Origin of the sequence: Undibacterium umbellatum (assembly GCF_014284125.1) — a bacterium.
Taxonomy (GTDB): Bacteria; Pseudomonadota; Gammaproteobacteria; order Burkholderiales; family Burkholderiaceae_D; genus Undibacterium; species Undibacterium umbellatum.
Map to the genome: position 1 here is coordinate 13,320 of NZ_JACOFX010000029.1, position 20,463 is coordinate 33,782.

17 protein-coding genes are annotated in these 20,463 nt (G+C 50.1%); 8 read left to right on the forward strand and 9 right to left on the reverse strand.

The window, feature by feature from the left end:
- Window positions 1-111: 111 nt before the first annotated feature.
- Complete coding sequence (locus H8L47_RS27535; protein WP_186957027.1) at window positions 112-453, reverse strand: four-helix bundle copper-binding protein; 342 nt, start codon at window positions 451-453, stop codon at window positions 112-114.
- Between the two features lie 311 nt (window positions 454-764).
- On the opposite strand from H8L47_RS27535, the gene H8L47_RS30370 reads away from it, so the two are divergent.
- Window positions 765-1,571: a beta/gamma crystallin-related protein gene (locus H8L47_RS30370; protein WP_186957028.1), complete on the forward strand. Its 807-nt coding sequence runs from the start codon at window positions 765-767 to the stop codon at window positions 1,569-1,571.
- Between the two features lie 91 nt (window positions 1,572-1,662).
- Here H8L47_RS30370 and H8L47_RS27545 read toward each other — a convergent pair whose 3' ends face one another.
- A complete protein-coding gene (locus tag H8L47_RS27545) occupies window positions 1,663-10,434 on the reverse strand; it encodes a GH36-type glycosyl hydrolase domain-containing protein (RefSeq protein WP_329605503.1) in 8,772 nt (2,923 codons plus the stop codon).
- Between the two features lie 333 nt (window positions 10,435-10,767).
- Here H8L47_RS27545 and H8L47_RS27550 point away from each other — a divergent pair, with 333 nt between their 5' ends.
- The 4 genes from H8L47_RS27550 (at window position 10,768) to H8L47_RS27565 (ending at window position 13,093) form a co-directional block, all read left to right on the forward strand.
- Complete coding sequence (locus H8L47_RS27550; RefSeq protein WP_230413938.1) at window positions 10,768-11,157, forward strand: DUF4398 domain-containing protein; 390 nt, start codon at window positions 10,768-10,770, stop codon at window positions 11,155-11,157.
- A gap of 102 nt (window positions 11,158-11,259) precedes the next feature.
- Window positions 11,260-12,192 (forward strand): OmpA family protein, encoded by a 933-nt coding sequence (locus tag H8L47_RS27555; protein WP_186957029.1) that lies wholly within the window; start codon window positions 11,260-11,262, stop codon window positions 12,190-12,192.
- A 34-nt stretch (window positions 12,193-12,226) separates the two neighbouring features.
- Complete coding sequence (locus tag H8L47_RS27560) at window positions 12,227-12,802, forward strand: BON domain-containing protein (RefSeq protein ID WP_186957030.1); 576 nt, start codon at window positions 12,227-12,229, stop codon at window positions 12,800-12,802.
- A 99-nt stretch (window positions 12,803-12,901) separates the two neighbouring features.
- On the forward strand, window positions 12,902-13,093 hold the full coding sequence (locus tag H8L47_RS27565; RefSeq protein WP_186957031.1) for a hypothetical protein: 192 nt from the start codon (window positions 12,902-12,904) through the stop codon (window positions 13,091-13,093).
- A gap of 34 nt (window positions 13,094-13,127) precedes the next feature.
- Here H8L47_RS27565 and cls read toward each other — a convergent pair whose 3' ends face one another.
- From cls to H8L47_RS27595, 6 genes are all read right to left on the reverse strand, one after another.
- Window positions 13,128-14,546: a cardiolipin synthase gene (gene cls, locus H8L47_RS27570; protein WP_230413939.1), complete on the reverse strand. Its 1,419-nt coding sequence runs from the start codon at window positions 14,544-14,546 to the stop codon at window positions 13,128-13,130.
- A 28-nt stretch (window positions 14,547-14,574) separates the two neighbouring features.
- Window positions 14,575-15,630, reverse strand: coding sequence for an NAD(P)-dependent alcohol dehydrogenase (locus H8L47_RS27575; protein ID WP_186957032.1), 1,056 nt, complete (start codon window positions 15,628-15,630; stop codon window positions 14,575-14,577).
- Window positions 15,631-15,649: 19 nt separating this feature from the next.
- A complete protein-coding gene (locus H8L47_RS27580; protein WP_186957033.1) occupies window positions 15,650-15,976 on the reverse strand; it encodes a hypothetical protein in 327 nt (108 codons plus the stop codon).
- A gap of 32 nt (window positions 15,977-16,008) precedes the next feature.
- A complete protein-coding gene (locus H8L47_RS27585) occupies window positions 16,009-16,161 on the reverse strand; it encodes a DUF3309 family protein (protein ID WP_186957034.1) in 153 nt (50 codons plus the stop codon).
- A gap of 92 nt (window positions 16,162-16,253) precedes the next feature.
- The gene (locus H8L47_RS27590) at window positions 16,254-16,550 is read right to left on the reverse strand and encodes a sll1863 family stress response protein (RefSeq protein WP_186957035.1); all 297 of its coding nucleotides are present in this window, start codon (window positions 16,548-16,550) and stop codon (window positions 16,254-16,256) included.
- Window positions 16,551-16,589: 39 nt separating this feature from the next.
- Entirely contained in the window at window positions 16,590-17,057 is a 468-nt protein-coding gene (locus H8L47_RS27595) for a hypothetical protein (protein ID WP_186957036.1), read from the reverse strand.
- A 313-nt stretch (window positions 17,058-17,370) separates the two neighbouring features.
- Between H8L47_RS27595 and H8L47_RS27600 the strand changes: the two genes are divergently transcribed.
- Complete coding sequence (locus H8L47_RS27600) at window positions 17,371-17,913, forward strand: hypothetical protein (RefSeq protein ID WP_186957037.1); 543 nt, start codon at window positions 17,371-17,373, stop codon at window positions 17,911-17,913.
- Between the two features lie 95 nt (window positions 17,914-18,008).
- Window positions 18,009-18,320, forward strand: a complete 312-nt coding sequence (locus tag H8L47_RS27605) for a BON domain-containing protein (RefSeq protein ID WP_186957038.1) — start codon at window positions 18,009-18,011, stop codon at window positions 18,318-18,320.
- A gap of 97 nt (window positions 18,321-18,417) precedes the next feature.
- On the opposite strand, the gene H8L47_RS27610 is transcribed toward H8L47_RS27605, so the two are convergent.
- The gene (locus H8L47_RS27610) at window positions 18,418-19,458 is read right to left on the reverse strand and encodes an OmpA family protein (protein ID WP_186957039.1); all 1,041 of its coding nucleotides are present in this window, start codon (window positions 19,456-19,458) and stop codon (window positions 18,418-18,420) included.
- A gap of 327 nt (window positions 19,459-19,785) precedes the next feature.
- Here H8L47_RS27610 and H8L47_RS27615 point away from each other — a divergent pair, with 327 nt between their 5' ends.
- A complete protein-coding gene (locus H8L47_RS27615) occupies window positions 19,786-20,355 on the forward strand; it encodes a sterol desaturase family protein (protein WP_186957040.1) in 570 nt (189 codons plus the stop codon).
- Window positions 20,356-20,463 lie beyond the last annotated feature (108 nt).

A 20,463-nucleotide genomic window follows, 5' to 3' on the forward strand; every position in this document is an offset into this window, starting at 1 on the left:
GATGTATTGTGATTTTGGTAGGCGTGCGCTGCCGCATTTTGCGCTATGACAAACAATTTGAATTTTTTGCAAACAGATGGGTAAGTGCCATGGTCTGCAGAAAGCGGGGTATCACATCCCGGTGCAACTGTCCGCGCATGTCCGGCAGGCTTTTGCGCATTCCGTCATCATGCCGTCTGCATCGCTGTGAGCTTCACAGAAGGAGGCACAAGACAGGCAAATTTCCGCACATTCCCTTGCCAGGTGGCTATGGTGTGGTGAGCGACGCGCCATGAAATCGGCATGCACCAGGCAAATCTGTGCGCAGTCCAGCAGGCTTACCAGATGCAGGACTTCACTGTGATGACTATCGCCATGCATGACATGGGCAGCTGCCGCTGTACAAATGCGATGGCAAGCCAGGCAGTTGGCCAGGCATTGTTCCATTTTCGCATTGAGGGGGGTGAGTTTCATGTCGGTTCTCCTGATGTACATAAAAACAAGACCCCATTTATACGTCGTATTGACTAGAATGAATGTGCGCTGACGTACATGACATCAGTATGAAGGCGAGATGGAATGAACAGTTCTTTTTGAGAAATTAATGTCATACAACATGAAGTTTTATGTGTGTCAGCGTACAGACTGCATTTGTCGAAACGTGGATGCTGCTCATGACGGTGCCTTGCTATGAATACATGATTCGTGCTGGCTCTCTTACTCAGCCTGATTGGTGGCATATTAGCTGCCATGGCTTTGTTCAGATTTCAAACCTGGAGAAAAAAATGAAACAACAAGTAAAAATCATGCTCGGTGTGTCCAGCCTGTTGCTGGTAGCTCATGCAAGTGCGGAAATCGTGTTCTATGAGAGTGAAGGTTTTCGCGGGCGTACCTTTAGTACCAATGTGCAGCAAAACAATTTCCGCAATAGCGGTTTTAATGACTTGGCTTCGTCAGTGGTTATCTCTAGCGGTCGCTGGGAAGTCTGTGATGATGCCAATTTCGGTGGTCGTTGCATGATTTTGAGTAAAGGCAGTTACGATACTCTTTCGGGTATGGGTATGAACAACCGCGTTTCTTCCGTTCGTCCTATCAGTAGCAGGCGTCGTTACGATAATGAGATGGAAGCGCCGATGAGCAGGCCCAATTATGAGTATCGGCGCCGCCCGAACGAAGGTGTCTATGAGGCACAGGTAACTTCAGTACGTGCAGTAGTTGGCCCTCCAAATGAACGTTGTTGGATAGAACGCCAGCAAGTCAGCCAGGGTGAACGCAGCGAACCAAATGTCGGCGGCGCGATTGCCGGAGCCCTGATAGGCGGCATACTGGGCCATCAGGTTGGTGGCGGCACCGGGCGTGACCTGGCAACTGCTGGTGGCGCTGTCGCCGGTGGGGCACTGGGTGCCAATGTAGGCCGCAATGGCGGCAATACCTATGAGCGTGATGTCCGCCGTTGCCAGACCACGGCCAATACGACACCGCAATACTGGGATGTGACGTATAACTACCGTGGCAGGGAACACCGTGTGCAGATGAGTTCACCTCCGGGATCTACCATTGCAGTGAACAGGAATGGCGAACCCAGGCAATGAGTAGATTTAAGCAAGTAGATTGAAATAAGTAGATTGAAATAAGGAAGGCCAGATGCTCATCAGCATCTGGCCTTTTTCTTGTCTTGCTGTTTTAAACTTGCGTCAGTTGCACATAATTGAGTTCCACGACATGCTCCCGCTGATCATCCATCAGGGGTATCAATAAGTTCCCCATGGCGATATCATCGATGAACAGCAAGCTCTGTCCATAAGCCACATCCCTGAGCTTGACCGTGATCAGGTAAGTGCTGCTCAGATGTTGGTAGCGCAGACTGAAACTTGTCCATCCTGCAGGTACGCAGGGTGTCAGGCTCAGATGTTTGCCCTCGCGTTTTAATCCCAGCAATGATTCCATCATGAAGGTATACATCCAGCCTGCCGAACCTGTGTACCAGCTCCAGCCTCCGCGTCCTGTATGCGGTTCAACTGCATATACGTCGGCACAGATGACATACGGTTCGACCTTGTAGCGGGCGATGGTATCTGGAGAATTGCCATGATGTATGGGGTTGATCATGTCAAATGCTTCCCAGGCGCGGGCGGCATCACCCATTTTGGCGAATGCCATGCCAGTCCAGATCGCCGCATGGGTATATTGTCCGCCGTTCTCGCGTACGCCTGGCACATAACCACGGATGTAGCCGGGATTTTGTCCTGAACAATCAAAGGCGGGGTCGAGCAATTGTATGATCTGCTTGTCACGCCGCATCAGGCGCTTGTCTAGAGATTGCATGGCCTGTGTTGCCCTTTGCGGGCTGGCTGCAGCGGACAGTATGGCCCAGCTTTGTGAGATCGAATCTATCTGGCATTCAGCATTTTGTGCCGAGCCTAGTGCGCCGCCGTCATCAAAATAAGCTCGTCTGTACCAGGCACCATCCCAGGCGTTGGCGTCAATATTTTTCGACAACTGGCTGGCCTGGCTCAGGCAAAGTGTTGAAAACTCTTTGTCGTTACGGTTCAGCGCAATCGTCGAAAATTTCGTCAAGACCTGATGCAGGAAGAAAGCCAGCCAGACGCTTTCTCCCCTGCCCAGATGGCCAACCTTGTCCATACCATCGTTCCAGTCACAAGAGCCGATCAAGGGCAAACCATGGCTACCAAACCGCAAACCGTGTTCTATCGCTTTGACACAATGCTGATACAGGCTACCGATTTGCATTGATCTGCCAGGCAAGTCGTAATATGAATCTTCTTCCTGATTAACTGCCCGCCCTTCCAAATAATGCAGTTCTTCATCAAGAACACCAAAGTCTCCGCTGCTATTCACATAGCGTGCCACCGCCAGCGGTAACCATAGATAGTCATCTGAGCAATGGGTGCGTACACCACGCCCCACTGGTGGATGCCACCAGTGTTGTACGTCGCCCTCCAGAAACTGATGGGTAGCAGACAAAAGTAGTTGTTCTCGCGCCAGCGCCTGACCAGTATGCACCAGGGCCATACTGTCCTGTAACTGATCACGGAAACCAAATGCCCCACCAGACTGGTAATAACCGCTACGCGCCCACAGGCGACACGCAATGGTTTGATATAGCAGCCAGCCATTCGCCAGCAAGTTCAAATCCTGATCAGGGGTCGTGACCTGTACTGTATCCAAAGTGTTGCGCCAGTATGTATGTACCTTAGTCAGTGCCTGCTCGGCAGCAACAATGCCTCGGTGCTGTTGTATGAATTGTGGAACGTTGCCGTTTTCAGCGATTGCCATGCCCAGCACAAACACCAGTCGCTTTTCCTGTCCTGGACTGAGTTCAAATTCTTGTTGCAATGCTGCACAGGGATCCAGACCAGCACCGGTTTTACCAGACAGGCGCTGTCTGTCCAGTGCAGCCGGACTGCGCAGGCTGCCATTGCGACCGATGAATTCATTGCGGTCGCCACTGACGCTGCGGTTGCCACCATCCAGATCAAAAAAGGCCCTGCGAGCCGGGAATTCGGTATTGTAGGGATTGCGTGCTAACAGACAGCCACTAGCAGGGTCGACTTCAGTGGCGATGTGCATCAGGGATTTTGGCCGCAGATCACCCAGCACCCATTCCACATAACCAGTGGCCGACAATTTTCTTTGCTCATCTGATTCGTTGATGACACGCAGTATTGAATACTTGGCTGCCGTGTCGATACTGACAAACACCGTCAACTCCGTACGTATGCCTTGTTCCTGGTGGGTGAATACACTATAGCCAAAACCGTGACGGGTGACATAGTCTCCACTGCCACGACAGGGCAGGGCGGTGGGTGACCAATAGGCGCCTGTGTCTTCATCGCGTATATAAAATGCTTCACCGCTACTGTCGCAGACAGGATCATTATTCCACGGTGTCAAGCGGAATTCATGGGCATTTTCAGCCCAGGTATAGGCTTGCCCACTTTCAGAAATTACACTGCCAAAATGAGGATTGGCCAATACGTTAACCCATGGGGCAGGGGTCGTTTGTCCTTCCCTGGTTGTGATGACATACTCGCGGCCATCTTCAGAAAAACCGCCTATGCCATTGAAATTCTGCAGTTTTTCAGGCGGCTGGCTCGGCTTGTTGTTGCTCAGTGATTGATAGCCAGTTTGTTGATACATCTGCTTTGATGGTAGCAGCTTGGGTGCGCGCAACTCCACCAGGTCGCGCCGGTTCAATTGCTCCAGCAAGCTGCCACGGTGATCATTCAGTATCACCCTGGCTACTGCCTGGAACAGGATTTTATCTTCCGGTGAAATTTGCTCCGCCAGCCTGACGAAAATGCCGCCGGGCCGTTCTATCGCATGGGTGCCGATGACCGATGAAATCATGCCTATGATTTGCTCCTGCAGCGCTTGGCGGTAATTGGCATGATCTTCATTCCAGATCACCAGATCCACCGCCAGACCTTTGGAACGCCAATACGCGTGCGCCTGCACCAGTTGCCTGACCAACTCGATATGGTCTTGATGATTGATTTGCAGTAGCACGATGGGCAAATCACCGGATATGGCGTAACCCCACAAGCCTGATTGTCCCCGGTGATTGCGGCTCAGAACACTGGTATCGGCACGCAAAAGCGGATTCATGTAAATGACAGAATTTGCCAGGCGCCCATATAACTGGGCATCGGCCTCACCGATATTTAACTGGCGCAATACTACCTGGCTATGTGTCCAGGAAAGCTCGATAACACGGTCGGCCAGGTGCTTGTCCTGATATTTCTCGATCAAGCCCAGGCAGAGTTCGCGGTTTTCTGCCACGCCAGTGACTACATCCAGTGTGGCAGCCTGTTCCGGCTCCAGTGTGATTTGATAGCGTATGGCGACGATGGGATCGAGCACCGACCCCTGGCTGTCAGATAAACGGCTGACGCGCATGGCGGCGGGATCTTCCAAGGTATTGCCACGACCTATGAATTGGGCTCTGTCGGTTTCGTAGGTAACACTTTCCATGCTGGCACCATGCAAGGCCATCAGATGGAACATGCTGGGTATTTTCTCGTCGATGGAACGCGGGCGACGGGTACACAAAATCGCGTGCTGCTCGTTCAGAATTTCTGTTTCTACAAACAGCTTGCTGAAAGCTGGATGCATGGCATCGGCAGCTGCCGGTGCCAGCACGACTTCTGCATAGCTGGTGAAGTCTATGGTGCGGCGATGACGTGAGCGGTTGACGATGCGGGTACGGCGCAATTCGATGTCATCTTCTGGCGAGACCACGATCTCGGTATGCATGTCGAGATTATTATCACTGCGGCGGAATTCTGCTCTGCCTTCAGAAAAAATCACTTCATAGGTTGGTGAATTCACCAGGCAAGGCTGGAATGCAGTTGACCAGTAACGACCATTGCTGACATCGCGTACGTAGCAGAAAGTACCCCAGTGATCGCGGGTACTGTCTTCATTCCAGCGGGTGATGGCCAGATCATTCCAGCGGCTATAGCTGCCGCCCACACTGCTGATCATGACGTGATAGCGGCCATTCGATAGCAATTGCACTTCCGGTGTGCGGGTATTCACATGATGCAAGACACGTAAAGGAATTTCCTGGCCACTGCTGGCGCTACGTATGTCAGCCAGTTCAGTTGTGTTGGAATACACGGCACTGGCCTTGGGCACGCGTTCATGCAATAGCGACATGGTGGCCTGGAACAGCGGGTCTGACTCAAAGCGCTTTTGCAAGGGCTGATCGAGCAGCAGATAAGCCAGTGACAAGAAACCCATACCCTGATGATGGACCATGAAAGAGCGTATCAAGGCATGTGTCTGCCCACGTGGCAAACGTGAAGGTGTGTAGTCTATCGCCTCGAAGAAACCATACAAACCTTCAAATCCCTGGGCCGATAATTGTTCCAGGTTGCTGCAGGCTTGTTCAGGTGCGATCATCAGGGCCATCATGGACGCATATGGTGCGATGACCAGATCATCACCCAGTCCCCGTTTAAAGCCCAGACCTGGAACACCAAAGGCACGGTACTGATAATTCAAATGGGCATCGAAAGTGTTGTAGCCAGATTCTGAAATTCCCCAGGCAACGCCACGCTGTTGTCCATATTCAATCTGGCGCTGTACAACAGAACGGTAAGTCTGTTCAAGCAAAGTGTTTTGAAAATTTGGCATGACCAGCAAGGGCATCAGATACTCAAACATCGAGCCGCTCCAGGACAGCAACATCGGCTCGCCACCTGCGATGGTCAACTGGCGTCCCAGTGCAAACCAGCTTTCTTGCGGGATTTGACCCTGGGCAATGGCGACAAAGGTAGCCAGCCTGGCTTCTGATGCCAGCAAGTCATAGCAGGCACTATCACGCCTGCGCTCATTGACGTTATAACCTATGGTCAGCAAATGCGTGCTGGCATCATAGAGGAATTCATATTCCATTCTGGCAAATTCGCTGGTTTGCTGTACCAGTTGCTCAATCTGCAGGATACGCTCAGTAGCGCGTTTGCTGGCAACTTTGAGCAATGTTGTCAGGTCATTATTGTGGTTTTCTATTTGTGTGGCCTGATCAAGTGAGAGACTGTCTTCTCTGGGAGTCACATGCGCATAAGCCAGTGTTGCCACACCCTGCAAACTAGGGATGCGATCAAGCTCGGGAAACGCATGTATCCAGCTGGTCGGATCGGGCAGGTTAAGCCATGGTGCAAGGTAAAGCAGTTCATCCAGTTGCGCGTGAGCTTGCTTGCTCAGTGCGCTCGCCCAGATATGGCTGGCGTTGTCAGCAGCCACAGTCACGCTGGAAAGATAGGTGTCAGCATGATGTGTCAAACGTTTCAGACAATCGTGAATGACGATCAGCGATGTTGGTACGCCCAGACACAGCACATCAAGATCAGTTTCAAATTCTTTTAGCTTGTCTGCGACAGTCGCGCCAACAGCGCTGCGTAGCAATAAATAGGTATCATGCAAACCGCAAAACAGGCGTGGCTGGCAGATAGGTGCCTCATTCAAGCCAGCCAGCCCCGGCCGCAGAGTCAGCAAATGGCCTGCAAGATTACCGCTATCCACCGTTGATACGTACAAGGGCAACAGAGGCTGCAGACTTTTGGTGTCATACCAGTTGTAAAAATGATCTTGATATCGTTCCAGCTTGCTCAGGCTGGTGAAAGTGTTTTGCGTGCGTTGCAGGAATTGTCCAGCCGGGATGTAGCCAAAATCATAAGCCACCAGATTGGCCAGCAGTGACAGGCCTATATTCGTCGGTGAAGTCCGGTGTGCGACTACGCCTACCGGCTGGAACTGCACATTATCAGGCGGTAACCAGTTATCTTCCTGGCCGACGTAGGTTTCGAAGAACAACCATGTTTTACGGGCGGTTGCCTGCAAAAATTCTACTTGCGTCGCACTTAACTGTGATTCGCGCCTTTGTTTGGCACGACTCATCTGATAAGCGACGAGTGGCGAAATTGTCCAAAGCAACAACACGGGTAAAGCTGCCTGCAAGGCGAGGGGATTCACATATTGCAGCAATAAGAATGTGAAAATGGAAAACACAGGTGCTATCCACATACTGCGGAAATTATTCCACAAGCTGTTCCTGAACTGATGATTGCTGAGCGTAGACGGATTCCATTCCAGCAAGTGCCTGTGCGAAATCAGTATACGCCATTGGGTGCGCAGTATGGCATCGAGGTTGATCCACGTTTCATATGGCAAAAAAATCAGGCTCAAAGAGGCATGGATGAAATGCTGGGTGCTGGAGCGCAGTAGCGATAAGAGATGCTGGCGAAAAAATACATCATCCGGCTTCTGACTGAGATTTAACAAGAATGCGCTGGCCGCTGGAATGAGAAAAAACCCGATAGCTGCGCCGGACCAAAACCAGGCGTTAGGCAAACTGCTCCATGCGATCAGTAAAAAGGCGGTAAGAGCAAGTGGCACCATGCTGCGACGCAGATTGTCCAGCAGCTTCCAGCGCGACAGCAAAGATAATGAATTGCTGCGTCGACTGGATTGCCCGCTGGCCTCATCCCGGGGACCAGGTACTTTGGGTGTCAACCAGGAGGCGATTTGCCAGTCGCCACGTATCCAGCGATGACGACGGCGCATATCTGCCAGATAACTGGAAGGATACTCTTCATACAGCTGTACATCACTCAGCAGGCCTGCACGGGCGTAGCAGCCTTCCAGCAAGTCATGACTGAGTATGCGGTTTTCTGGCATGCGGTTTTTCAGGGCAAGTTCAAATACATCGATATCATAGATCCCCTTGCCGATGAAGGACCCTTCATCGAAGACATCCTGATAGACATCTGACACGCTGCGGGTGTAAGGGTCGATACCAGCTTCGCCGCCGCAGAGCAGCTCATAGAACGAGGCATCGCTGGCTGGGAGTCCGACGGCTACGCGTGGTTGCAGGATGCCATAACCTTCGGTCACTCTTTGCAGTTTCTCATCGTAGTGGGCGCGGTTGAGTGGATGCGCCATGGTGGCAACAAACTTGCGTGCCGTATCCCGTGGCAATTCAGTATCAGTGTCCAGAGTAATGACATATTTCATATGCTCCAGGCCAGACGTATTGCCGATGATACGCATGAATGCATCAACGCCTGCACCGCGCAGATAGGCATTCAACGCGCCTAGTTTGCCGCGCTTGCGTTCATAGGCCATCCAGATTTTTTCTTGCGGATTCCATATCCTTGGCCTGTGCATGACCAGGAAATTGTCACCGTCCGGGCGTGGATATTTTTTGTTCAGCGCCAGAATGGCATGGCTGACATGCGTCAATAACTCTTCATCGCCTGGCAAAGTTTCCTGTTCAGCATCGGCAAAATCAGTCAACAGACAAAAACGCAGATTAGCATCATTATTCGCCAGGAAACGTACTTCCATGGCTTCACACAGAGCGTCGATATTTTGCGGGTTGAACAGCATGGTGGGGACTACCACCAGGGTACTGGATTCCAGCGGTATCCCTGTTGAAAAGTCCATGCGTGGCAAAGGACGTGGCAAGGCAATAAAAGTCGCCAGCCAGTTCACCATGGACAAGGCAAACTGGCTGCTGGCAAGCAGGCAGGCAATGATGAAACAAGCCAGTAAATATGGATTGATCACTATGTGCCTGGCCTGGCTAAGGAGCAATCCCGTCGTCAGCAGGCTCACGATGCTGATGCTGCCCAGATAAATGCTCAAGGCAGAATTGCGCGCTGCATGCTTGATGGCCTCCGGCAATGGATGTTGCATGGCTGCTGAACGTTCCAGTTCTGCGACGCCCTTTCCTATCAGGAAATAACCTATATGCGCCTTGCGTGCAGCCTGACCATGCTGGATGGCGGCCTCACGGGAAAATCGCAAGGCATTGTGGGCCACATCGGCTTCTGAGAAACTGCTGCCCTTGGCAATTTTTTCCACTGCATGACGGTACAGATCACGTGTGGCGAAATCCATGCGCGCATAGATGCATGCAGGATCATCGCGCAGACAGCGATCCACGACGCTCATGTTTTCCACGAATTCGCGCCAGTCCATGGATGACAGCAAACGCAAGCTGCCTATGCTGTTACTGATGGAAATCTGATCCGCAGCCTGTTGTTGCGAATCCTGATGGACCAGATGTTCTATGGTTTGTCCGGTCTCTGCCAGACGTTGTGACAACCAGTTCAAAGGCAGGGCCAAAGCTGGCCCCTGACCTTGCAAGCGCCTGAGCATTTCTGCCACGAAAGAGCTGTCAAGTGGCGGTTGTGAGCGCGACATGTCAGCCACCAGCAAGATTAGATTGCTGGGATCTTTCTCGGCAGTTTCGACCATATCCTCTGCCCATTTGGCTGCCAGATTGCGGTGATTGTGGGTCATCGTCAGATTGGTGGCGACGCGGCGCAAGTTTTCTAAAAGGGCCAGCCGCAGCATAATGGGGATGGCCCATAGTTCACCCAGTTTTAACACTGACACCAGTTGATAGGCGCTGATGAAACGACTCAGGTTTTCAGGATCAACCCTGCCGTCACCATGTGAGATCGTTTCCAGCGCAATGTCATATACCCTGGGTCGGCCGGCAGAGCTACCGCGCAACAGCCTTGGCAGCTCCTTGCTGTAGTTTTTAGGTAAGTGGCGTTTGGCTGTGCGTATCTGCTCTTCTATCAGGTAAAAATTGTCCAGCAACCAGGCTGCAGCGGGTGTCACTGGCCGCCCATCCTTGATGGCTTCTGTCAATAAGGTGCAGGCATTCATGATCACGTCTTGATTATCTGCCAGGCGTGACAAAAGCTGGTCTTGCCCAAAAATAGAACTCAGTTTATGGCTATTTGCCAGTATCCGCCCATGCTGTTCCATTTGCAGCGCACTGTACAAGTCTGCCCGCAATGGCAACTCTGCTGCCGTTTGCGCGGCATAGGTGCGCAAGCGCAACTGACCGTACTTCAGGGCATTCTTTATATGATGCAAGCTGGATGACAGCATATCTTTGGCTGAATTCAATTCTCACACTTCTTTCTTTTAATTTGGAATTTGCCAGCGAGCGACAGGTGTATCCACCGTCGCCAGGCATTTCCTGGATATCTGTATGAGGCAAACATCTGAGCGTAAACAGGATGGCGTGATCTATGGGAAAGGCAGTGTTTTGATACTAAAACATCAGCATGATTTTGTACGTTCGTTAGCGCACATAGCCCTATGGCCGAAGGCATGATCATTCTTTGGAAATGTGCGGCAACGTACAGACCACCCCCCAGTGCTGAAGATATAAAGGCGGCTTAGGCAACAACAGCGCAGTCTGCATGGATTGCGCTTTTAAATTTACCGGAGAAAACCATGAATAAGAACTTGAAGAGTGGCATGTTTGCTGTATGTAGCGCGGGTATGTTCCTGATGCTGGGCTGCAGCAGCATGAAAACACCAGCAACCGCCGAGGTCGCGGTTTCCAAAGCGGCTGTTGACAATGCTGCGGTGGCAGGTGGCACTGAATTTGCACCGGTAGAAATGAATGCTGCCCGCGAGAAAATGGCCCAGGCAAACAAGGCCATGCAAGCCAAGGACTACAAACTGGCCAGTGAGCTGGCTACCCAGGCGCAGGCCGATGCCAAGCTGGCACAAGCCAAAGCCAATTCTGCAAAGGCAGAAAAAGCTGCTAATGCGCTGCAAGACGATATCCGTGTCTTGCGTGAAGAGTTGGAACGCGCAAACACAAACACGACCAAATAAGTCATCAACTATTCAGCAATTGAGCAACAAGTCAAGCCACCAGTCAAGCCACTAGTTGAGCATAAACGGGGCAAGGTTTGAACTACACAACAGGGAATTATCATGATCAAGAAAATCTTTACACCTGCCTTACTATTGACAGCAATGCTGTTGGCAGCCTGTAGCACGACTCCAAAAACCACCAGCCTGCTGGACCAGACGCGCATGGACTATCAGGCAGCGCAAAATAACCCTAATGTCCTGAGCCTGGCACCTTTGGAAATGCGGCAGGCAGGGGTTGCCATGGATGATGCCAACAATGCGGCCAAAGATAATGAAAGCTCAGAAAAAATTGATCGACTGGCTTATCTGGCGAAACAAAAAATCGCAACGGCACAAGAGTTAAGTAAACAAAAACTGGCAGAAGCCAGTGTTGCCGATGCCGCCAAAGCCCGTGATCAGATCCGTCTGGAGCAGCGTACCAATGAAGCTGATAAGGCAAAAATGCAAGCGGATCAAGCCAAGGCACAAGCAGAACAGGCCAGGCTGGCAGCACAGATAGCTCAAGGCGAGGCAGGCGATGCCCAAAGAAAAGCAGCTGAAGAACAAGCCAGAGCACTGGAAATGCAAAACCGCAATGCTGCTCTGGAAGCACAGCTGGCTGACTTGCAAGCCAAGACTACCACGCGCGGCATCGTCATCACGTTGGGCGATGTTTTGTTTGGTGTCGATCAATCCAAATTGAACCCGGATGGCATGCGCACTGTACAAAAACTGGCAACTGTTTTGCAAAACAATATGCAAAGGACTGTCTTGATTGAAGGACATACTGACAATACTGGCACACAAGCGCATAACCAGGACCTGTCAGAACGTCGTGCTGGCGCCGTGCGCAGTGCCCTGGTCTTGATGGGTGTGTCGCGGGACCGCATCGAGACCAAAGGATATGGCGAAACCTTTCCGGTCACTGAAAACAATACGGCGCAGAACCGTCAGTTGAACCGTCGGGTAGAGATCATCCTGTCTGACGTCAATGGCAAGGTATTACCGCGCTGATTACTTCAGTCTTCAATAAATGAAAGGAAAAATCATGAACTACCTTCGTCGCAAAAATTTCATTATCCCGGCTTTATCGATATCCCTGCTGTTGCCCTTGGCTGCCTGTAATAAAGCGCCAGATACCAATGGGCCAAATGCGGCCACGACCATCGGTGTGGAAATTGATGATTCAGTCGTCACCACCAAGGTCAAATCGGCCTTGATGGCTGATGAACTGGTCAAGAGCATGGACGTGAAGATCGAAACCCGCAAAGGTGAAGTATTGATCAGTGGGTTTGCTGACAACCAGATACAAATTGATCGCAGCACTACCGTAGCCATGGCTGTAGAAGGTGTTAAAAAAGTCGACAATAAGCTAGTTTTGAAAGATGGCAAGCAAACTGTCGGCAACAAGATCGATGACAGTGTCATTACCGCAGAGGTTAAGGCTGCCATGCTGTCAGACACGCAAATGAAAAGCATGGATGTTGCTGTAGTCACTCGCAAAGGTGAGGTCCAACTGAGTGGCTTTGTCGACAGTGAAGTACAGGCAACGCATGCTCAGGAGATTGCCAAGGGCATCTCCGGGGTGGAGAGTGTCATCAATAATCTGAAGATAAAAAAATAGATAGTGCCATTAAGCGTGGCGCACTCATTTCCTTGCCTTGACTTATTTGATAGGTCAATGCAAGGTAAAGGAGTTCTACAAACGTCAGGGAAATACATCATGAGTGATCCATTGAACGAAAAACCAGTTCCAGTCAAACCCACGCCAGAAGAAAAGAAGAAAGTAATAGAAAAGAAAGAAGATACCCTGGATGAGGCACTGGATGAGAGTTTTCCTGCTAGTGATCCGGTCGCAATCAATATTACCCCGCCCATAGTAGAAAAATTACCTGAATCTGATCATAAAAAGTGATCATCTGATCAGAAAGAAAATGATGATCGCAAGCTCATAACCAATATTCAAAGCGTCTGGCCAGCCATTCCTTCAGTTTGTTGATTTGCGGACGTTGTTGCCAGGTTTCCAAAGTGACCTGGGTGGAGAGACGCAAATCTTCTTTGAATGCGTTTTCCATAGACACGGCAAACTCGGTGTCAATGACGACCACATTGACTTCTCTATTGTGCAAGAAACTGCGGGTATCAATATTGGTGGACCCTACGGTTGACCACACCTGGTCTATCACGGCAGTTTTTGCATGCAGCACGGCGATATTCAATTCATAGACTTTGATACCACCCTTCAACATTTCAGTATAAAACGATTGTCCAGCATGAAATACCAAACCACTGTCAGTCACGCCAGGCATGATGATCTTCACATCTACACCACGCTGGGCAGCAGCAATCATTGCTCTTAATATCTGGGCATCCGGTACGAAATAGGCAGACGTGATGTGGATGCTGTCTCTGGCTTCTTGTATCGCCAACAGGTAAGCTTTATAAATGGCGGGATTACCTTCAGGCTCGCTCGCCAGCACGCGTAGCATTTTATTTCCCTGGTCTTTCAGCACTGGGAAATACAGTGTGCCCGCTGGTGGCTGGTGACCGGCGTTCAACCAGGTATCAAGAAAAACCCCTTGCAATGCCGCCACGGCTGGGCCTGTGATCTGGATATGCGTGTCACGCCAGCCAACTTTGCTCTGCTTTTTTGATTTGGAACGGAATAGCGAGCTATTAGCATAGCTGGCGCTGATATTGACACCGCCAGTAAAAGCAATTTCTCCATCGACGATGAGTATCTTTCTGTGATCACGCCGGTTTGGTGACCATGGGCCTTGCAATCTGGCAGGGTTGATGGGATTGAAGGCCAGTAACTGAATACCTGCTGCTTTCATATTATCGAAAAAACTTTGTGGCGTACCTATAGTGCCCACACTGTCATAGATAATGTTGACGGCTACGCCAGCCTGTTGTTTTTCCATGAGCAGCCTGGCGAATTCCATGCCCAGCTCATCCTGATCAAAGATATAGGTTTCCAGATTGATGTGGTCTTTTGCCTGTCTGATGGCAGCCATCATGGCCGCCATGGTTTGCGGACCATCGAATAACAAAGTTACCTGATTTCCCGCAATCAGCGGGCTGCCAGTGACCGCTTCTTCCAGCGCCGCAAGGGCTTGCATATTCGCCAGGCCGGTGCTTGAATTCTTCCAGCGTTGCCGCATCAAAGCCTGGGCTTTTGACATGGTTAGCTCACCCTTGGCATTATTGATGGTAGGTTTTTCCGACACCGTTTTTTGCGGTTGATCAAGGGATGGTTCGAGGTAATTGATGTCAGGCAGTGAGCTGCAGCCATTGAGCAAGACGACTGCGGCCACGCTCATGGAAGTCATCAATGAATGAGATGGTATTCCATGATGAACGGCCATATGAGTCCTTGTTATTGAGTAAGCTAGGTCAGCAGGTAATTGCAACCTTTAATACACCATCGCGCTGATTGGCGAACAAGTCATAGGCTTGTTCTATATCATCCAGCCTGAAACGATGGGTGACCATGGCGTCCAGTTTTACTCGTCCTGATTTCACGACATTCATCAGGCGGCGCATGCGCTCCTTGCCGCCTGGACACAATGTGGTAATGATTTTGTGATCTCCCAGGCCAGCTGCAAAGGCATCCAGTGGTAAGCTCAGTTTGCCAGAGTACACGCCCAGGCTGGATAATCGGCCGCCGGGTTTTAATGCCCGCAAACAGCTTTCGAAGGTGACTTGCGTACCCAGCGCTTCAATCGCCACATCGACGCCGCGACCATGGGTCAGGCGCATGATTTCTGTCAGGGGATCTGTTGTTGTATAGTCGATCGTGACATCTGCACCTAATGCCCTTGCCATTTCCAAACGACTGGCTACGCTATCCACCGCAATAATCAGGCTGGCACCGCGTAGTTTGGCGCCAGCAGTTGCACACAAACCGATTGGTCCCTGGGCAAAGATGACGACGGTATCTCCTATCTTGATATCACCATTTTCAGCGCCGCCAAATCCTGTGCTCATGATGTCCGGGCACATCAGGACCTGTTCATCTGTAAGGCCGTCAGGTATTTCTTCCAGATTGCTCATGGCATACGGTACCAACAGGTACTCTGCCTGGCAACCATCAATCGTATTACCAAAGCGCCAGCCACCAGCTGGCTTGCCACCGCATTGCGAATGCTGTCCATCCAGGCAGGAATAGCATTGTCCACAAGGCGATATGGCACCGACGATAACGCGCTGGCCAATTTCATACCCGCTCACCCCGGCACCCAGTGCGGCGATCACTCCTACTGGTTCATGCCCTATGGTCAAACCTGGTTTGACTGGATACTCGCCTTTGAGGATATGGACATCTGTGCCGCAAATCGTCGTCGTGGTAATTTTGATGAGCGCCTCACCCGGCCCTGGAACCGGGATGGGTTTTTCTTCTATCGCAATTTTTCCTGGACGTAGGTAGACGGCGGCTTTCATGGTAGACATTGCTTTTCCTCTTCTGACATTAACGTGGACGGATACCAGACTTTCTGTAGGCGTCAGCCATATCTTGCTGCATTGTATTTCTGGCTTCACGCAGACATTGATTTTGTTGCGTACGATCCATTTGTTTGCAGGCCACTACGGATAACTGATGCACGGCTTCCGCTTCCTTTTTTAAGGTCTTGAAGTAGGCCATGGGCGTAGTTTCTTCCTGATACCAGCGTTCAGGATCGCCGCGCTGAGCAATGGTAGTTGGGTCTACATCAGCAGCGAGCGCCGGGCTCAAGACTCCACTACTGAACAATGCACAGAAAATTCCTGCTATCAACCTTTGTTTAGTCGTTTTCATGATAACTCCAAAAAGTGAAAATGCGTAGTGCTTTACAAACGACCAGTCAGCAAAAGAATGATAAGGATAATCACAATGAGGCCGGTAACCCCGCTAGGGCCGTAACCCCAGGAGCGGCTATGCGGCCATGAGGGAAAGAGTCCAATCAGGACCAGGATAAGTATGACGAGTAAGATGGTGCTCATGATGTAGCCTATAGAGTCAGTTTAAGCAAAGCTGCAGTTATTTATCAGCTTGATGGATGTTTCTGGTCCGGATTGCAGCTTGCGGAAGGGAGTCAATCTTCCTTTAATTGCGCTTTGAAATAGTGGCAAGAATTGACAAAAGCATCGCGCACTTTTTCCGTCGTGTTGATCATGCTCTCCCAGTTGTTTTCGCTGGCTGACTTGATTTCATCGAGCTTGTCGCGCACTTGCTGCGATTGCACATAGAGTTTTTGTATTTCTTTGGCATATTGCTCTTTCATCGCTTCTTTTGAAGCTGCAACTTTTGCTTCCATCACCGTCATGCTGATATTTAATTCATCCAGCTGAGCTTTGATACTGGCTATATAAGCCTCGCGTTTGGCCATCATGGTTTTTCTCCCTTTGTTAAAAAATAGATAGACACTGGGTCAGATATTGGCGTATTCACCGTGTTGATCCTTCCAGGCATCAACTTTTTGCTGGTCATCGGCTCTGGATATCGGACAAAATTTGGTATTTGAATCAAGATCAGTGTCCAGTTGCTCTACTGTTTGGCTGGATATTCCCCAACCCAGTAAAGAGCCGATGACAGAACCCATGATCATGCCCAGGGCTGCACCCACCAAGGCCGCTTGCAAAGGATGCGTCACCAGCAAGCCAAGAACGGGGACGTTAAATGGAGCAATCATGACTGCAAGCGCTGCATTGACCGCACCCAGGATACAGCCAACAGCCATGCCTATAGCGGTACCCGTGCTGATGTCGGAGTAATAGCCACTACTCCAACGCTGACTAAGTGAAATATCTTCCAAGGCTGGCTTTTTGAAGTCACCGTGCCTGGTTGAGGGACGTGTCGATGATTTCCTCACTAATAAAGTGTCATTGCTTGCGATCATGTCTGGCTCCCTGAAAAATGCGGCTCACTGCTAATGACGGTGAACCAAGGATGACCAAATCTTTTGATGACTGGCTTTATCTGATCAAGTACTACAAATTTATGCTATTCCTGGTTTGACATCTGTGCGCTGGCACACTCTGTAAAGAATTTGACTTGATAAATATATATTGACCAATGTTCGATACCGCACAGATGGACACGTGAGCAGACAGCACACTCAGGCATCGGGCTTTTCCGACGCAGCAATCGTTGAGGCGAAATCAGCTTCGTCCAATAAGTTTCGTTCGTTACTCACACTTAAGAGGAAAAATATGAATAAGAATTTAGTTATGATCCTGGTTTGCTCAGCCACATTTAGCACGGCAGCTTTGGCCGCTGCCGACGAAAAGAAAGTTGCTTACACAGCGGCTAAAGACGCTGCCACTACAGAATTCAAACTGGCCAAGAGCCGATGTGACACCGTCGCAGGCAATCCGAAAGATGTCTGCATAGCAGAGGCAAAAGCAGCGCGCGTTCATACAGAGGCCAACGCTACTGCGGAGTATAAAAATACTGTGGCTGCACGTACCAGCGCCAGAAAAGATATTGCCAACGCTGACTATGATGTGGAAAAAGCCAAATGCGGCAGCATGGCTGGTAATGAAAAAGACGTATGCGTCAAGCAAGCCAATTCGAATAAAGTTGCCGCATTGGCAAACGCAAAAGCAGATAAAAAAGTTGTCGATGCGCGCGTTGACGCCAATGATGACAAAGTTAAAGCTGAATACAAGGTTGCGCTGGAAAAGTGCGATGCCTTGACCGGTCAGGGTAAGGATAACTGTGTTGTTGCAGCTAAATCCAAATTCGGCAAGTAATTTTAACGTCAGGAAAAGCCGCTCTTGCGCCAAGCGATATGCGGTCTTGTATGTATAAATGTAGTTTCTAAATCTCAATCTCTCGAAAGAAAAAAATGAAAATCGCTCAACGCATGATGACCATGATATTTGCCGCCTCTCTGTTGGTCATTGCTGGCTGTGCTTCAACAGCCACACGTGAAGGTACTGGCGAATATGTCGATGATTCCGTCATCACGACCAAGGTAAAAGCCGAAATTTTTAATGAACCGACTTTGAAATCCATGGAAATCAATGTCGAAACATTCAAAGGCACAGTGCAGCTCAGTGGCTTTGTGACTTCCAATGCCAATATTGATAAAGCAGTTGCCATTACCCGCAATGTCAAGGGTGTACGTTCTGTGAAGAACGATATGCGTTTGAAGTAAAATTTGTTCTGCCAATGATGTTGTCGATGTGAATTGACAGCATCATTGGAGACCATAAGAAAGAGAGCCAGCTTGGCTCTCTTTTTTCTATTTACATTTACCTGACGCGCTGTTCAACAGTAAATTGTTCAATTTCAACGCGGCGGTTAGGTTCCAGGCAGGCGATAAGATCGACACGTTTTTTGTTGTTGCAGACAACGACAGGATTGCTTTCACCTTTGCCGATGGCATTCAGCCTTTGTGTAGCGACGCCTTTGTTGTTCAGATAGGATTTGACTGAATTGGCACGCTGCTCGGACAAATTCAAATTGTATTTATCTGAACCCAAGCGGTCTGCATAACCAGTAATAACAACCTGATTGATCTGCATATTGGCATTCAGCGCATTAGCGATGTCATCCAGTTTTGGCTGTGGCGTGCTCAATACTGCGCTATCAAAGGCAAACAATTCTGTCGCAGACAAAGTGATTTTTTGATACACAGGCGGTGGTGGAGCCGGCGCAGGTGCTGGCGGTGGTGCTTGTACCATTACCGGCTCGGGTGGTGGTGTAGGGGCGAAGCTGACTGTTCTGGCGGCCACTTTTGGTTTATCAAAGCTATAGTTCAGTCCAACGGAAAGATGGGAATTGCTAGCCTGGCTAAAACCAAAATCATTGCCATGCAAATAGCCATGTACCTTGCGCCACTCTGCTTGGGCCGACCACTGATCGTTCAAGCTGAGCTGTACACCGACGCCGCCGCTGGCCGCGGGTGACGTGCTGTCACCACTTTTTAAGCCTGCATTACTCCTGTCACGGTTTGCCGCAATACCCATGACCAGGTAAGGGCGAACTGTGCTGCGCGAAAAAAGATAGAGCAGGTCTATTCCCAAAGCATTTTGCTGATAGCGTTTGCCATTGTCTGACGCCCGCGTGTAATTGGTATTGATTTGGGCATCCCAGCTTTCTGACAAAGGCTTGCCCAGACGTAGCCCGACGCCATAGCCGCGATTGCCCGCACCGAAAATTTCATCAGTCTCTGCCGCATGGATGCTGCCACCGATATACCAGGATGGGTTGTAATCTTCAGCCATGGCATTGCCCGCACCTGCGAAAAACAGGCAGGCCAGGGCGGCAGGTATAGCGCGTAATTTATTCATGAATATTCTTTCTGGATGTGAAAAGAGGAGGGAGATGTATTGCAAAAACCGGAATGTGACTGGAACAGTAATTCCTGTTTGGGAGACTAAGTGAAATGCGAATTTTCATCGGTGCGTTGGCGCACAAATGTCGTCTTTCTGGGCAGGGTCAGGGAAACAACGTGGAGGTCTGATGCTAGTCAGCTTTCCATATTCATCTTCATGCAGCCAGGAGGTCCATCTGCTGATTGCATGAAGGACTGTGTGTGCTTACGTACGGAGCTGGATTGGAAATCGTTTTATTCTTGTAGTAGATCAAGACTTGAATTCAACATTATCAGGAGCGGCATGGCATTTTTTTCTCTCGAGCATAGTAAAGCAGCTTATTTGACCGACTTTGTCTTGTATGGCGTCGCGGTAACTTGCTTACTGATTTTTTTGAGCGTGCTTACTCCCTATACTCGCTTATTGGAGGTTGCGGTATTTGTGTTGGCAGGGTTGTTTGCATCTACCGGAATAGAGTATTTTTTGCATCGCTTCATCCTTCATGGCCTGCAACCGTTCAAACGCTGGCATGAACTGCATCACGCGCGTCCGGCTGCTTTGATAGGTACACCGACCATATTGAGCACGACTTTGATTATCTTCCTGGTGTTTACACCGGCGTTTTTGCTGGGTGACGTATTACGTGCCAGTGCGCTGACTTTGGGATTGACGGGAGGCTACTTGTTTTACACCGTCACACATCATGCTGCCCATCACTGGCCGGCCAGACATTCCTGGTTGAAGCAAAGGAAGATCTGGCATGCACGTCATCATCATGCGGATGGAAATTCGGTATGCTTTGGTGTCAGTACCAGTTTCTGGGATGTGGTTTTTCGCAGTAATGGCAGAAAAGCCAGTATGTCGGAGGAGTAGCACCTGCAGATGGGCGGTTGTTGCGGATAGGTAAAGAGCAGGCAGTAACTGGACAGGTTTGATAGGTAGTTCTGGCTATCAATGCATCATTGAAGGTAAAGTTTTAAG